Genomic DNA, 15,302 nt, shown 5'->3' on the forward strand with positions numbered 1-15,302 from the left:
ATTTGCACAATCGGAAGGAGGTCAACAGTTGTGAAACTTTGCTAAAGTGCACCCTCATGTGCAAGGAGCCACGATTTCATTTTTAGTCCGCCCCCGTATCCGCCGAGGGAACCGTCGTGGCTCAACACTCTATGACAGGGGATAACGATGGGGATGGGGTTGGTGGCATTGGCACTTCCTACGGCCCGTACCGCTGTTGGCGCTCCCATGCGTTGCGCAATTTCCTTGTAGGATGCGGTCTCTCCGTAAGGGATATCATGGACGGCTTGCAAGGCTTTATGTCGAAACGTGGTGGTTCGCAAGTCGAGAGGGAAGGTGAAGCTTTCTCTCTTACCCCTGAAATACTCTCTTAATTGAGCTGTTTCGCACTTTAGGGCGCCGTCATTTTTAGCGATTGTTTCTTGCGGGAACTGTTTTGCTAGCCAGGATAGGGTGGATTCCTCCAACTTACCCGGTAGACCGACACGACATAGACCTTTATCTGATTTTGCCAGGAATAACGGGCCGATGGGTGTTTTGAGGTGAGTATAGGCGATCACGCGCCCGGGAGGTCGCCCATCCTGATGGGGAGTTTGCGAACCCTTTTCCCGGTAGCGGCAAAGACCGCATTTGCCACGGCAGGTGCTATGGGTGGCAGGCCGGGCTCACCGACGCCCGTTGGCGGTTCGCTGCTGTCCATGACGTACACTTCGATCTTCGGCATCTCGTCTATTTGCAATAACGGGAAGTCGTGGAAGTTACTCTGGACGACTCGTCCCTTTTCAATGGTAATCTCTCCCTTTAATGTTGCGCAAAGTCCATAAACAATACCGCTCTCAATCTGAGTCTCCACGATAGAGGGATTCACTACCTGACCGCAATCGACGGCACAGATCACCCGATGGACTGTCACGCTATCGCTTCTTAATGATACTTCCGCAACCTGTGCAACGTAAGAGCCGAACGAGGCGTGGCAGGAAATCCCGCGGTAGCGACCGATGGGTGCCTTGGTGTCCCAGTCCGATTTCTCAGCCGCTAGGCGCAACACGCCGGCATCCCGCGGCGAATCTGAAAGAAGCTCCAGCCGGAACTTGAAGGGGTCCTCTCCCGCCGCCGAAGCCAATTCGTCAATGAAGCACTCGCTGGCGAATGCATTCTGAGAATCGTACACTGAACGCCACCAGCCAACGGGGATGGCTGTATTTGTCATCTTATAGTCGACAAGAATATTTGGGATATTGTATGCAATATCTTTAGCACCTTCTAGGGCAACTTTGTCGAGTTTCTCCTTAAATGGAACCGGAAACGTAACATAATTGGAAAAGATGATGGATGGCGCTACAACTCTGTGGGCCAGTGCGATGACATCGCCTTGCTCGTTCAATCCTCCTCTAAGAATATGCCGGCTGACTGGCCTGTAATAATCGTGCTGCATGTCGTCTTCGCGTGTCCAGAGGAGTTTGACAGGCTTAGCCACTCTTTTGGATATCTCTACGGCATCTGAGACAAAATCGTTGAAACTGCGCCGGCCGAAACCGCCGCCGAGGAAGGTTACGTTCAACTCAACTTTCTCTAAAGGTAATCCCGCTATCTTGGCAGCATCTTTTTGTGCATGTTGAGGTGATTGCGTTGGCGCCCAGACCCTGCACGTGTCACTTTTAACGTCCGCTACGCAACACATCGGTTCCATGGTGGCGTGAGCCTGGAATGGTGCCTCGTAGACCGCTTCAACGACCCTGGCAGATTCTTTCAGAGCTTTCTCAGCATTGCCCTCTTTTCGACCCGCTGCACCCTTTCTCTTACTGCGGGTAATAAGCATCTCATCAATCCTGCTGCTATCAAGGTCAGTGTTGGGGCCCTCATCCCAGCTGATCTCAACGGATCTTCTCGCTTCAAAGGTCTTCCAAGTAGACTCGGCAACTATGGCCAAACCTTTCTCGACTTTGAATACATCCAGGACGCCGTTCATCCCCATCGCCTCTTTCGCATCAAAACTTTTCAGTCTGCCGCCGAAGACCGGACAGCGAACCACAGTAGCATGGACCATCCCCGGGATTTTAATGTCCATGGCAAACCTGGCTGTACCGTCTACCTTCTCCACTGTATCCGTTCGGGGGATGTTTTTGCCGATTAATCTGAATTCATCTGTGTTCTTTAAGGAAATTTGTTTAGGAATAGGCAGTTTTGCTGTGCTTTTAGTCAGGTCGCCGTATGAGAGTTTCTTTCCGGAGTTGCGGTGGATTACGGCTCCGTCTTCCGTATAGCATTCACTCTTATCTACCTTCCACTGTTTAGCCGCTGCTTGCAGAAGCATTTCTCGAGCCGTAGCTCCCGCTTTCCGTAGCGGTTCCCAGAATTTTCGTATCGATTGGCTGCCGCCTGTGCTCTGACTACCGTATCTATCGGGATGAGCCGAAGCTTGCACCACCCGAACCTGCGACCAATCCAGATTCATCTCTTCAGCGATGATCATCGGCAGCGATGTCCGGACGCCTTGGCCCATCTCCGATCGACCGACGGTGAGAGTGACGCTGTTATCGGGATTGACGGCGATCCAGACGTTGGGCTGGAACGGTTTCTGGGTATCGATTCCGGTCGCCAGCAGTCGATTTTTTGCCGGCAAGTAAAAACCGATGACAAGTCCCGCTCCCGTGGCGGAGGAGACTTTGATGAAGTCGCGACGACTGATGGTTCTCTGCTCAGCCACGCCGTATCTCCTTTGCGGCCCGGTGAATGGCCTTACGGATGCGCTGGTAGGTACCGCAGCGGCAGAGGGTCATCTTCATGGCGACATCGATGTCTCTGTCACTAGGGCTCGGGTTTTCCTTCAGGAGAGCCGCCGCTGTCATTATTTGCCCTGACTGGCAATAGCCGCACTGAGGAACATCCTCGGCAATCCACGCCTTCTGAACGGGGTGTAGACCGTTTTGCGATAACCCCTCGATGGTAGTGATTTCCCGATCCTCAGCGTACTCCACGGTTGTCATACAGGAGCGGGCCGGTTCACCGTCCAGATGGACAGTGCAGGTGCCGCAAAGGCCTCTGCCGCAGGCGTACTTGGTGCCGGGCAGATTGAGATTGTCCCGGATGACCCAGAGAAGCGGGGTGTCGGCGTCTGCCTTGACGCTCTGTTTCTTGCCGTTTACAGTGAGTGTGAAGCGGGGCATTTGCAACTAGCCGAAGATAATGATTGGATGAGGGAGATTCAAGGAATTTTAGTTCTCTTCACGATGAATCATCTACTCAAATCCATGCCAAAGATAGTACGTCACCAGACCACGCCACGGGCGCCACGATTCGGACAGATCCCGAACTTCAGCCTCCGTCGGGCGATGATCGAAGCCGTAGCAACGCTGAACCGCCCTCTGAAGTCCGATGTCCGCCGCCGGAACGATATCTACCCGGCCATACCCAACCATAGCAGCGTACTCCGCTGTCCACCTCCCGACGCCGTGAATGGACATGAGCCGTTCAAGCAGTTCCTCATCGTCGAGTCCTGACCACTCATGCAACGGATAGTCACCACTCACCACGCCTCTCGCCAGTCCGATGATGTATCTGCTCTTCGAGCCGGAATATTGAAGCGGTCGCAAGGTATCACTTCTGAGTGTCGCCAACTGTGACGGTTCCGGGAATGACATCAGATCTGCTGCACCAGCCGTCCAGCGTCGACCGTAGGACGTAATGAGACGGCGTTTGAGTTCAGCGGAAAATGTGGTGTTCAACTGCTGATCGGTGATGGCGGTAACGAGAGCCTCAAAAGGGGTCGATTTCTGAAACATGGTAAGCCCGACCAGTCTGTTAACCAGGTCCCACAGCTTGGGATCGCGTCTTGCGAATTCATAAAAAGCGTTGATATCCTGATGGAAACCGAACTTCAGCTTCAGTTCCTCCGCAATGGCTGATTTGACACCCGGCTTTTCGTGACCGATCTCGACTTCAAGAGTTTTTTCCCCCGTCTGGCGAACAGACACAAGAATCCCTTTCCGGACGGTCCGGTAGATATCGTCTTCCAGCTTCTCGGTCAGACCGAAAGGTTGCCGCGTCAGATCCTTTAAGCCGCGGTAGAGGTCAAATGGGAATGGTGCTCTGAGTCTGAACCTCAAACCGGTCGGGTGGACTTCTGTTGCATGTTAACGATAAAGACACCGGCGAGGACCAGAACGGAACCGACAATCATCCGTGAGGTGAAAGTTTCACCAAGTATTGCCCATCCAAGGAGAGAAGCCAGCACCGGCGGGATGAGAGCGATGGTTGAGACCTGGGTGACTGTCAGTTGTGAGAAGAGCCAGAGGTAGATGGACCACGTGATAAGGGTGCCGAAAATGACAAGGTAGGCGAGGGCCGAAACATTGGTGAGATTCCAGGCGAAAGAGGCCGGGTCCTCAACAGCGAATGAGAGAGGAATCATGATTACAGCGGCGATTGTTTGAGCCGCGACATTCAGATGCATGTGTGGTACTTCTGTCTGGTGGCGCTTGAAGAAGACATTTGGCCACGCCGCTATAAGTACGGCCACCAGAAGTGCCGCTGCGCCGATAGTTCTGAACCCAGTCAGCGCTCCCTGTTCCTGAGTAAAGATGAGGACAGTCCCGAATAGCCCAGTCGCGCCACCGAGAAGCTTCTTTAACGTCAGCGTATCATCCGCAATCATGAAGTGAGCCAGCAGCGCCACGAAAATGGGAAGTAGTGCCCACAGAATGGCTGATACGCCTATATGGATATGTTGTGTTCCCCAGTAGGTCAATGAGTATGAAGTGGCAAAATTCAACACCCCAAAGGCGAGGTAGACTTTTATGGCAGTGGCTGTCAGCGTAAGTCGCTCGCCGCGGCGCAAGAATATAATCCACAGGATGACCGCTGAAATCCCAAAGCGCAGGCCGACGCCAAGAATAGGGGGCGTTCCCCGCAGGTTGATCTTGAGGGCAAGCCACGTACTTCCCCAGATGACGGCCAGGAGAGAGTAGAGAATCAGGACTTTAGGACGCATGCAGGATGCAGTCGGTAAAAGGTTGATCAGGCGGTATCCCGCCCGAAATATAGTGACGGTGAAATAAAGTTACTTGGATTGGGTGGCCGAGAAGCGTGCACTCCACAGGACTACCACAGGGCTGGCGACGAAGATAGAGGAGTATGTTCCCACGATTACGCCCACCATCATAGCGAAAGCGAAGTAGCGTATCACTTCGCCGCCGGCCAGCCAGAGCGTGAATACAACCACGAACGTTGTCAGCGAAGTAATGACGGTGCGAGAAAGAGATTCATTGATACTTTTGTTGAAAACGGAAATCTGTGCTTCGTTCTTTAGTCGCTTCAGGTTTTCCCGTACGCGGTCAAAGACAACGATTGTGTCGTTGAGTGAGTATCCGACAATAGTGAGGAATGCCGCGATGATAGCCAGTGAAATCTCGTAATTCATGATAGAGAAAATTCCAAGCGTAATGACCACGTCGTGAACTAGTGCGGCGATGGCGCCTATGGCAAATTTGAATTCGAACCGGATAGAGATATAGATAAGAATGCCGATGATAGCCGACACGATCGCCAGGAACGCCTTGCCGCTTAGTTCGGCTCCTATTTTTGGTCCGACGGTTTCGATGCGGCGGAAATCCGGGGTCTCATCCGGCATGAAGGTTATAAGTGCCTCCCGAAGGTCGTCAGTGAGCTTTTCGGTCTCCTGATCTTGCTGCAGCCGAATGAGGATTTCGTTAGGGGCCCCGAATGACTGCACGTCGCTCTTACCGAGATCCAGGCTTTCCAGGGCACTGCGAATCTTGCCTATATCTGCCTCCTCCTGGAAGCGAATCTGAACCAGCGTACCTCCCTCGAAATCGATGCTTAGCTTCGGCCCTCCCTGCAGCATCAGGGAAATGAGCCCTGCAAGGATGAGGGCACTTGAGACAACCAGTCCGTATCGCCGCATGGCCATAAAATCGACGTGTGTTTCCTTGAGAAATCTCATATGCTCAATGTCTGAATGTTCTTGCGAGCGGTAATCATATTAAAGATCGTACGCGTCGTAAATATGGCAGTGAACATACTGATGCCAATGCCCCAGAACAGTACGATGGCAAAACCTTTTACGGGACCGGTACCGAACTGCATCAGCACCAGTGCCGCAAGAATGGTTGTTACGTTTGCATCGATGATGGTAGTCAGAGCCCTTGCGTAGCCGCTGTCGATGGCCGCTTTTACAGTTTTCCCTTTCATCAACTCTTCGCGTATCCGTTCGAAGATGATGACGTTGGCATCCACACTCATACCCACTGTCAGGATCAGTCCCGCTATGCCGGGAAGGGTCAAAGTCGCTTTCAGCATGGCGAGAATGGAGAGGACAAGTGTAAGATTCCACAGAAGGGCAAAGGCGGCTATGATGCCGGACAGTCTGTAGTAGATAACCATAAACACAAGAACCAGGGCCAGTCCGATGAGTATGGAATGGGTCCCCATGGTAATTGAATCCTTACCCAGTGAGGGGCCCACAGTCCGTTCCTCGATGATATCGACAGGTGCCGGAAGAGCGCCGGCGCGCAAGACTATGGCAATGTCTTTTGCCTCCGCCATGTTGGCGAAGCCTTCTACTTGGGTTCGTCCGTCGGTGATCTTGGTACGTATTGCAGGTGCCATGTGGACATTTTTATCCAGTACGATCGCCACACGTTTTCCTACATTAGCTCCCGTCAGCCGAGACCATGTTTTGGCCCCTTCAGAATTCATGTTCAGTCGCACGATAGGCTGACCGTTGTAAAGATCTTCGATGGCCTCCTGAATTACACCGCCTGTGAGACCCGCGCTGGCTTCCAGGTGATAAAGCCTGAAAAATGATTCCTGTTCCCCATCGGCAGTTGACCAGGTCTCCCTTTCTGTGCTCCAGGCGATACGGGAATCTCCCGTCTTGAGAATAGATTTGACCTCTTCCATTTCGAGAATCTTTTTGACTGCGAAGACGTTCTGTGCCTGAACACCAAGGTCGTTCTGAAGCCGCAACAGCAGCGAGGAGAAAGGTCTTTCCTGGAACAGTTGTTCATCTACAAGAACACTCGATGTATCCTCTTCTGTAGTATCATCCACAGCAGTTTCGCCAAACAGTTCGGTGAGGGAAACTTCCTTGGAATCTACAACACGCTCTTGCTGTACTTTTGTTGTATCTGTGGTATCGCTCCCGGTTGTGGCAACCTCTTGATCTATCAGGGCATCAAATTCTTCACTCCCCTTAACAACTTTATCGATCCGGACGAGCATGTCCTGCGTGATTTCAGGATTCTTCAGCAGTACAAACTCCAGCAGGGCCGTGCTCTCAAGCAGAGCTCGGGCTCTATTAGGATCTTGAATGCCGGCAAGTTCAACAATAATTCTTCTGTTGCCCTGCTTCTGGATGGTCGGTTCGGATACGCCAAACTGGTCAATCCGATTTTGAAGAATCTCCAGCGCCCGGTTTATCGCATCTGTCGCTTCGTCCTCCAAACGGGTGGCGATGTCTGAATCATCTGACCCGAAATCTGAATAGTACCGCTTGAGCTTCAGGTCGCGAGTTTTAGCTTCATCCAGGAACAGGCCGATGTAATCGAGCTCTCTATTGACGCTTTTCTCCTTGGCGGCTTCAAGGGCGTCGTTGAATTCACTGTTCTTGTTGGAAGCGAGGTTATCAACTAACGTAGGGATGTCCACTTCCAGGACAATATGCATACCGCCCTGTAGGTCGAGTCCTCGCCGGATTGCTCTTTTTTCCAACTCGGCCAGCGCACCAGATTCTGTGAGGGACGCCTTTTCTTCAGGTGTAAGCAACTGCAGCTTGATGGTAGGATAGAGGGCATACACTGCTAAAAGCAGTACAATGCCGATGATGATCAATCTGGGACTGTTTTTTTGAAACATCGTTATAGTTTGCCTATCAAGAAGTACCGTCGAAAGCGGTGGCGAATTTAGCGTGGTGTGCTATGGTAAGCAATCACTTTTCTGGAGGAGAAATCTGTCATCAGGTATGTCCAAGACGACTGTCTTCCATGACGTGGTAAGTACAACTCGCCCGCCTGCTCCGAAAGAATGAGGGCGGGCAGGCTTCGGATTGTGAGTTAAGAATACTTTTATTCTCTTAATCAGCTTTAACATATGTGCGCCCGGTTAATCAATCAGTCCGGGAGATTCAAGATGCCTTTTCAAATGATTCTCTCCCTTCACGGAACGACCAGAAGGCGATGCCGAGGGCTCCCAGCGAATCGAGTCCACCGATACCCGTGAGTTCGTATCCTGCGCTGGCGATAAGGAGCACGACGGAGAGGTAGAGGCAAGCTCTGGTGCAGTTGGCGTCAGCGAGGAGAGCGTTTGAGCTCAGTTCCAGTCCTACCTTTGTCTTGTGGTGAACCAGAAGCTGCATCGTTATGATGGAAATCACGGCGATAATAATGCCCCAGAAAGTCGTCTCCGGAGCGTGCCCTTGCCAGAGATCGACAGCCGCGCCGAAAGCAAGTCCAGCAGTCAGCAGATAGAAGGAAGTGCCTGTTATCCGCAGAGCGCGCCGCTCGAAGCGGTCGCGCTCTTCACCCAGATTACGCCGTATCCGCTGAACCATGTGAAGAATGCCCATGCCTGAAATAACTTCTACGAACGAATCCAGGCCAAAGCCGAAAAGGGAGAGCGTTTCTCCCGCGAGGCCAAAGTAGATGGATATGATTCCTTCGACGAAATTATATCCTATAGTGATCAGCGCCAGCATGTATGCCGTTCTGTACAGCGGATCACGCGCGCTGAAATCTGAGTCAGTTTGAGGTGTAACATCTGTCGTTGAATCTGGCTGCATCATTGGGTTCTAATTCCTCCACTGAAGAGTGATGATGAAGTTCCTCCCAGGACCGTTGATTCCTGAACCGTGTTCGCGATAGTTGAGATCAGTGACATTTTCCAGCGCCATCTGAACGGAGAGAGAAGATGAGATATCCAGACCACCCCTCGCATTGATGGTGACCCAGGCCGGGGTACCCCCCTGGGGAATCCTCGGATCGTCCAGGTCATCAGAAGAGAGCCTGCTCTGCTTTCCGGCAAAGCGGGCGAAACCGTCCAGATGGAAACGGTGGAAATTCCGTCTTATGCCCACCAAGCCAAAGGCAGGCGGGATACCGCCTACAGGTTCACCGGCGGAACTGTTGTGACCATAGCAACTCGTTATGTTTGTGCGTAAGATGATGCTGTCAGTCAGTTGGAAGTCAGCCGATGCTTCTAGACCACGAATGAAAGCGCGCCCACTATTCTGCTTCGACTTGATCCTGTAGGTCTCCCCATCGAGATTAATAGTGGATTCACCGAGGTAGAGGGCGTCGGCGCTGGTAATAAGGTCCGTGATCGCTGAATAGAAAGCACTAACGCTGGAGCGAATTCTTGAACCGAAGAACTTTATCCCTGCTTCATAATTGATCACTCTCTCAGGCTTCAGCTGTGCATTGGGGATTTCGTAGATGTCTCCCTTCGATTCGCCTAACTTCGCGAGATCGCTCAGGTTTGGTGCCCGGAACGATTGTGCCACGTTGAAATTCGCGGAAACGTTATCATCCAATCTAAAGATCGACGTGATGCTTCCTGTCAGTGCTGTAAAAGTCTGACTGTATTCTTCATTGAAGAAAAGATCATCCGCCTCAGATTGCGGGAAGCGAGCGCTGTGACTACTGCTGCGCAGGCCAACGCGGCTGGTGAGGCGGTTGCTGATACTGATTTCGTCCTGGAGGTAGAAGCCCATGCTTGAATAAGTTGCGCCGTCAGGATAGCGCCCGCGCAGTTCTGTTTCTCCATCATCCATGGTGCGCGTACTGGACACTTGATCGGCATAGAGTTCGGTGCCGAAGATAATCTGATGCTTGGGGAATGCAGCATTCATTTGTGCGGCAAAACCGTAAGTGAGGACATCGTCCTTTTCGCGGGTGAGAGAGGAGTGAATGCTCTTCTGAATCTCTCGCCCTTCCGCCTGCCGATGGGAAGAGACTGTGGTCTTGAACGCGTTGATAAATCTACCGTCGATCTGGCGATCGTACACAAGGTAGGCGAGATCACGCCTTTGAGGGTGATATACCCACAGTTGATAACTGTCGTTCTCATATTTGTCATAGCGGGGAACGTTTTGCTGCCGACTCGTCTGATAGGCGACGATTACCCTGCTCATAGCTGACGGTCTGTAGACGAGTTTCGAATCGAAGTCCTGGCTCGCGAAGCCGCTGGGCGTCTGCATGAGGCCGTTTGTAGAGTTTTCCAGTTCGCGGTGACGGCTGCTGGTGCCGCGGCGTAGATCGCCTATGTTCTTACTGCTAAAACCGGACTGGAACGCGAACCTGTTTCCATGGAGTGAGATTTCAGCCCGCACCGTCTTTTCCTGATCCGCCGACGCTAAGCGGGTCAACAGCCGGCGGCGCACATGGATGGAGTTCCCTCCGGTTGCTGGTAGTCGCGTAATCAAATTGACGGTACCTCCCATAGCGTCACTGCCGTACAGAACTGACGTCGGTCCGCGGACAACTTCGATCCGCTCCAGCATCTGGTTATCGACGGTTGTCAGGTATTGATGGTTACCCAATCGAAAGGTGGAATTGTTGAGCCTGACGCCGTCCACCAGAATCAAGATCTGATTTGAGCTGAATCCCCTGATGATAGCTGATCCGCCGCCGTGGTTCGTCTTCTGGACGGCTATGCCGGGTTCTTCCCGCAGCGCTTCGGCGGAAGTTTTCGCATTCCGTTCCGCAATCTCTCTTCTGGATACAATGTTGACTGCCTCCGCAAGATTGTAGCTCCGCTGCTGTGAGCGGGTGGCCGTAACCACTACATCCTCCACTGCTTCGAGCACCCGGACCGTCAGTCTGACTGTCCCAAGGTCGACTGCCTGATTCACGACAGTCACATTTTCAACCGTTTCGGTTTCAAAGCCGATGTACTGGAGTCTCAGGGAATATGCGCCGGTAGCGAGATCGGGAAAGACGAACCTGCCGTTCTCATCGCTGAGTGTGGTGTGCCAGCCCGGTATGAGCGTGACGTGGACTTCCACGAGGGGACGTCCGTCCGGGTCTGCAACGACGCCTTCAATGGAATAGGTCTGTCCCGCCGCACAGACCGCCAGAAAGAGAACAAGCGCTGTGGTCTTGCTGATCAACAATGATTCCTACAAAATGTCGGGCAAGATTTCAAGGAAGATGTACGGATTCTATGATAGCATCACTCGAACAGCTCAATGCAGTTTGCCGTCTACGCGACTGCTTCAACGGCTTCGATCAAGCGATCAATCTGGTCCGTATCGTTGAAGATGTGCGTGGAAACGCGCAGTACGTAAGTCTTCTTGCCGCGTCTCATATGATTTCGTCTGGCAAAAAAATCGACGTACCTGATCCATATGCCGTACTCATCGGAGAGCTTTTCGGGGATCGCCGTAATGAACTCTTTGTCATACCGCTTTGGTGGACTACTTGACGGGATGAAGCTCGCCATGCCCGATGACAGTTCTTCGGCCCCGGGTGGTGGCGCCAGGAGACTTTCCTTCCCCCACGTATCTACAATCCGCTGCCGCAGATAGTTGTTGAGTTCGAGAATTCGTCCTTCGATAGTGCCGATTCCTATCTCCTTTTGAAACCGGATGGCTGAAACCATAGCCATGTAGGCGGGCGTATCGTTCTGACCCCGCAGCTGCATCTGAGTGGCAATATCGTACAGGTTGCCGTCCTCATCGCGAAAGTCGTAGAACTCTGAAAGGACCGGCCACAGATTACGCGTGTTAGCTTCTCCTCCTTTCATGTAGAGTACGCCGGTACCGGGGACACAATTGAGCCATTTGTGTCCGGCGGTGGAGTAGAAGTCGCACCCCATGTCGTGCAGATCGAGTTTCAGCATGCCGAGGGCATGGGCGCCGTCGACTATCGAAATCATGTCGTGCTTGCGGGCAAGCTGACACAGCTCTTTCACAGGCATTCGCAGTCCCGTGGTGAAATTGATGTGACAGATGAGCAGTACCTTGGGGCGAAAACGGCTGTTCGTGATGGCGCGCTCAAAAAGGCGGATGATTTCATCCTTGCTCCGCGCCGGTGATCCGAGCTCAAGTTGAGTGAACTTCACATCCCGCCTTTCCCGCAGAACTTTGGAAGGCGAAATCTCCGCAATGTGATCGTGCAGCGTGGTGATAATCTCATCACCGGGAGCGTAGTCCAATCCAAACAGTACCGTATTGATGCCCATGGTGGTGTTGCCTGTCAGGACGATCTCATCTTTCTCGGCACCCACGAACTGTGCCACCTTTTCCCGATTATTCTCCTGGAAATAATTGAGGTCATCATCGTGGAAAGTCGCTTGCGTGGGACTGGTGGTAAACTGTTTCAGGATGCGCACATAGTCGTCAAAGACCGGCTTGGGAGCGGACCCCTCAGTGCCTGTGTTCATGTAGGTGATACCGGGATCGAAGAGAAACTGGGACTGAATGTCAGACCACAGATCTTTCGAGGATGAAACGGGCAATGCTTCATTGAACGGTTGAGAGGCTCGGAGGTGATCGATGCCGTAGAGTCCTCCGGTCAGGGTGAGTCCGAGTTTCTTCACAAACGCTCTTCTTGATCTGTCCATCTCGTTGCCTCCTGCTTCGGCTGGGATTGACCTCTTCATAATGCTGATGAAGGGGTGCGAGAATGTATGCAGGCGCGTGATATAAATAAAGTTGAAACCGGAAAGGGAGGTTGAAGCCGGTTAGCTACTCAGGAGGCTGAAACGAATGAAATAACCTGTCCCGGACTTGCCAAAGGGTCAAGAGTTGATTGCGGGTAGAATGGCGAAACTAACCTGCGACCACGGAGTAAACTTGTTTACTCATTGCGGTTGTCAGGTGGAGTGGGGTTAGGCGATTTATCAAACCTGTTTGAAAAATGTAATTGTAGGTTTTATCAGAGCCAATAACGCAATAATCAAATACCAATACCAGTCTAAATAGAGTATTGGCTCCCAAAGTTTAGCAATCATTAGCCCGAAAGACAGACCTACTAATACCGTTAACCTAATGTCAATATATGGAAATGTAAATTTCCACATTCTTATTATTAAACTCTTTTTCATTTTGTTTTCTTTATTTGAGCCAGAGGCGTTTCAGTACAATTAAATCCCCCCATCGGGTTATGAGCCTCACGTGGCTTATTCTAATGTTAACTTTAATCAATAATTTTATATCTTAGATCAATCAAACCAAATAAAGATAGTATAGCCAGATTTACAAATAGAAGTGGTGCAAAGATAGGTGCATTATAAACAATTTTTTCAAAATATCCAGGTGCATCACTATGTAGAACCGTCATACAATGAAAATAAAATCCCCACACTCCAATAAAAATCTGAAGGATCATAATGAGTATAGAAATATTCGTAAACTGAATTGAATATTTCTGAGTCAAGGTAACTCCCAAAAAACTAACCGCAATGGCACTACTGATTACTGGAATCCATTCATATATCATAAAAAACCCGTTTTGTGAATGGTCACTAAGTGCAAGGATGAAATTCCCAAAAAACCCACCAAGTCCCAAAAATATTAACCATTCACCCCATTCCATACTTTCTTGATCAACCATACGATTCATTATAAGTAAAGCCCCCAATCCGGCATAGGCTAAAGGAGCAATAAATGGTGCAGTATAAACGAGACTTTTTAATGTATAATATTCAAAAAACGAACTGTGTAAATGCCAAATTAGCCCTGCAACACCAATAATAATTGAAATAGATCCAATAACTATACTTATTAATTGAGTTTTTCGTTGTTTATTGCTCCAATTTTTCCATGATTCAATTCCTAAAAATATCGGTGCAATCAAAGAAAAATAGAAGGGTATCCATTCAGCTGACCTTGAAAATTCATTAGTAGAATGAGCGATAAAAATATCAAGTGCGAGAAAGCTCAAATTAACAATTATAAAAATGTCAATAATTAGAGAGGTTGGGCGTACGAATGTAGCCATTATTATTTCTTTGTATTTGCTCGCTCTCGTAGTCTTTCAGCTATTTCTTCTATTTCTTTTGTTTTTAGGAGCAGTTCATAATTTCCATGCCACTGAACAAAATCTGCTCCACCCATAAATGCGCCATGTTTTGCTGTTCGACCAAAATAATGCCAAAGGTCAAATACAATAAATTCTATTGGTTCATCAAAAGGCTCCGGCGTAAGAAGCCCTTCTTTTCTAAGTACATTTATAATATCAAGAGCATTTTGGACTTTTTTATTTGTTGCAATAACAACATCTTCAGCCTCATTATAGAATTTTTCCACATGTGTTTTTGCATGACATTTGAGACAAGTATTTTTCATAGTTTCCTGACCCAAGTTATAATTAGGTCGCTTATTTGAAATTGGTGCAAAAAGCCACCATGATAGACGTTCGGTTACATCATGTGTCACGTTCATACCTTCTAGGCCACTCATATGGCACGTTGCACAAGTTGGAACTGACATATCTTTACTTGATAAGGTTGTGGGATCTGCATCTAAGTTAAAATGTGATTTTTGAAGTGAATATAAAACACCATGTTTTGATTCATTATAAATTTCTAATTGAGAATGGTCTGGCCCCATATGGCATTGTCCACATGTTTCTGGCTGTCTAGCAAGTGCAATTGAAGTTGAATGTCTAGCATGGCAAGCAGTACAGGTTCCAATGCTCCCATCTGCATTTGGTTTACCAACAGAATGGCAAGACATACAGCCTTTTTCCATCACACCTGGACCTTCAGCAATAGCTAATTTATTTGCCTCTCTTTTGACAGAGCCTGGATGGTATTTCTCGGCATAGGCTATTTGTTCATCATTAAAATTTTCATCTCCCTTAACTGCGGCCCATGCAGGAGCCCCATGACGACTTCTTAGAAACTGCGAATACTCTGTAGAGTGACATTGGCTACAATTCAATGCAGTTAAATTTTTTGCAATGGTAAATCCTTTGTGATTCATTTCTTCTTGCTTATCCTGTGCTCTATGGCACTCATAACAAGTAACATTTTGACTAGCATGTTTACTCATTGAGAATTGATGAACTATTGCAGAAGTTTCTTGTAAATGGCATGTTGCGCATTTCCCAGTAGCTCGAACATATTCTGGCCCTGGTTGAGATAATTCGACTTTAGGGCGAGCTTGGTGAATTATAAAAGCAGATATAATCATTGCTGTAGCAATAATGATTGATATGAAAACATTTCTAAAAATCATATAGAGAACCTCATCTAATTAAACTGTTTGGTATATTTATATTGGCGAAACTTACCGGCATCCACCTTCCGGTCGATTTTAAAGAACTTCTTCTGGCAACTTCGCCATAAGTAGTTCTTATTTC

At 49.7% G+C, this 15,302-nt stretch carries 12 protein-coding genes; all 12 read right to left on the reverse strand.

Annotated features, from left to right (window positions below):
• Nucleotides 1-41: 41 nt before the first annotated feature.
• Nucleotides 42-539 (reverse strand): methylated-DNA--[protein]-cysteine S-methyltransferase, encoded by a 498-nt coding sequence (locus tag QF669_02250; GenBank protein MDP6456268.1) that lies wholly within the window; start codon nt 537-539, stop codon nt 42-44.
• A complete protein-coding gene (locus QF669_02255; GenBank protein ID MDP6456269.1) occupies nt 536-2,686 on the reverse strand; it encodes a xanthine dehydrogenase family protein molybdopterin-binding subunit in 2,151 nt (716 codons plus the stop codon). The genes QF669_02250 and QF669_02255 overlap by 4 nt, the downstream gene beginning before the upstream one ends.
• Nucleotides 2,679-3,146, reverse strand: a complete 468-nt coding sequence (locus QF669_02260) for a (2Fe-2S)-binding protein (protein ID MDP6456270.1) — start codon at nt 3,144-3,146, stop codon at nt 2,679-2,681. Before QF669_02260 ends, QF669_02255 begins: the two co-directional genes overlap by 8 nt.
• Before the next feature lie 72 nt (nt 3,147-3,218).
• The gene (locus tag QF669_02265) at nt 3,219-4,085 is read right to left on the reverse strand and encodes a hypothetical protein (GenBank protein ID MDP6456271.1); all 867 of its coding nucleotides are present in this window, start codon (nt 4,083-4,085) and stop codon (nt 3,219-3,221) included.
• Nucleotides 4,082-4,969, reverse strand: coding sequence for a DMT family transporter (locus QF669_02270; protein MDP6456272.1), 888 nt, complete (start codon nt 4,967-4,969; stop codon nt 4,082-4,084). The genes QF669_02265 and QF669_02270 overlap by 4 nt, the downstream gene beginning before the upstream one ends.
• Before the next feature lie 69 nt (nt 4,970-5,038).
• The gene (gene secF, locus QF669_02275) at nt 5,039-5,941 is read right to left on the reverse strand and encodes a protein translocase subunit SecF (GenBank protein MDP6456273.1); all 903 of its coding nucleotides are present in this window, start codon (nt 5,939-5,941) and stop codon (nt 5,039-5,041) included.
• The gene (gene secD / locus QF669_02280) at nt 5,938-7,854 is read right to left on the reverse strand and encodes a protein translocase subunit SecD (protein ID MDP6456274.1); all 1,917 of its coding nucleotides are present in this window, start codon (nt 7,852-7,854) and stop codon (nt 5,938-5,940) included. Before secD ends, secF begins: the two co-directional genes overlap by 4 nt.
• A 268-nt stretch (nt 7,855-8,122) precedes the next feature.
• Entirely contained in the window at nt 8,123-8,692 is a 570-nt protein-coding gene (locus QF669_02285) for a cation transporter (GenBank protein MDP6456275.1), read from the reverse strand.
• Nucleotides 8,693-8,785: 93 nt separating this feature from the next.
• Complete coding sequence (locus QF669_02290) at nt 8,786-11,104, reverse strand: TonB-dependent receptor (protein ID MDP6456276.1); 2,319 nt, start codon at nt 11,102-11,104, stop codon at nt 8,786-8,788.
• Nucleotides 11,105-11,196: 92 nt separating this feature from the next.
• Entirely contained in the window at nt 11,197-12,558 is a 1,362-nt protein-coding gene (locus QF669_02295; protein ID MDP6456277.1) for an aminotransferase class V-fold PLP-dependent enzyme, read from the reverse strand.
• 575 nt (nt 12,559-13,133) lie between these two features.
• Nucleotides 13,134-13,937 carry a hypothetical protein gene (locus tag QF669_02300; protein MDP6456278.1) on the reverse strand — a complete coding sequence of 268 codons (804 nt, stop codon included), beginning with the start codon at nt 13,935-13,937 and terminating at the stop codon, nt 13,134-13,136.
• A gap of 2 nt (nt 13,938-13,939) precedes the next feature.
• On the reverse strand, nt 13,940-15,178 hold the full coding sequence (locus QF669_02305) for a multiheme c-type cytochrome (GenBank protein ID MDP6456279.1): 1,239 nt from the start codon (nt 15,176-15,178) through the stop codon (nt 13,940-13,942).
• Nucleotides 15,179-15,302: the final 124 nt, after the last annotated feature.

Source organism: Candidatus Neomarinimicrobiota bacterium, from assembly GCA_030743815.1.
Classification (GTDB): Bacteria; Fidelibacterota; Marinisomatia; order Marinisomatales; family S15-B10; genus UBA2146.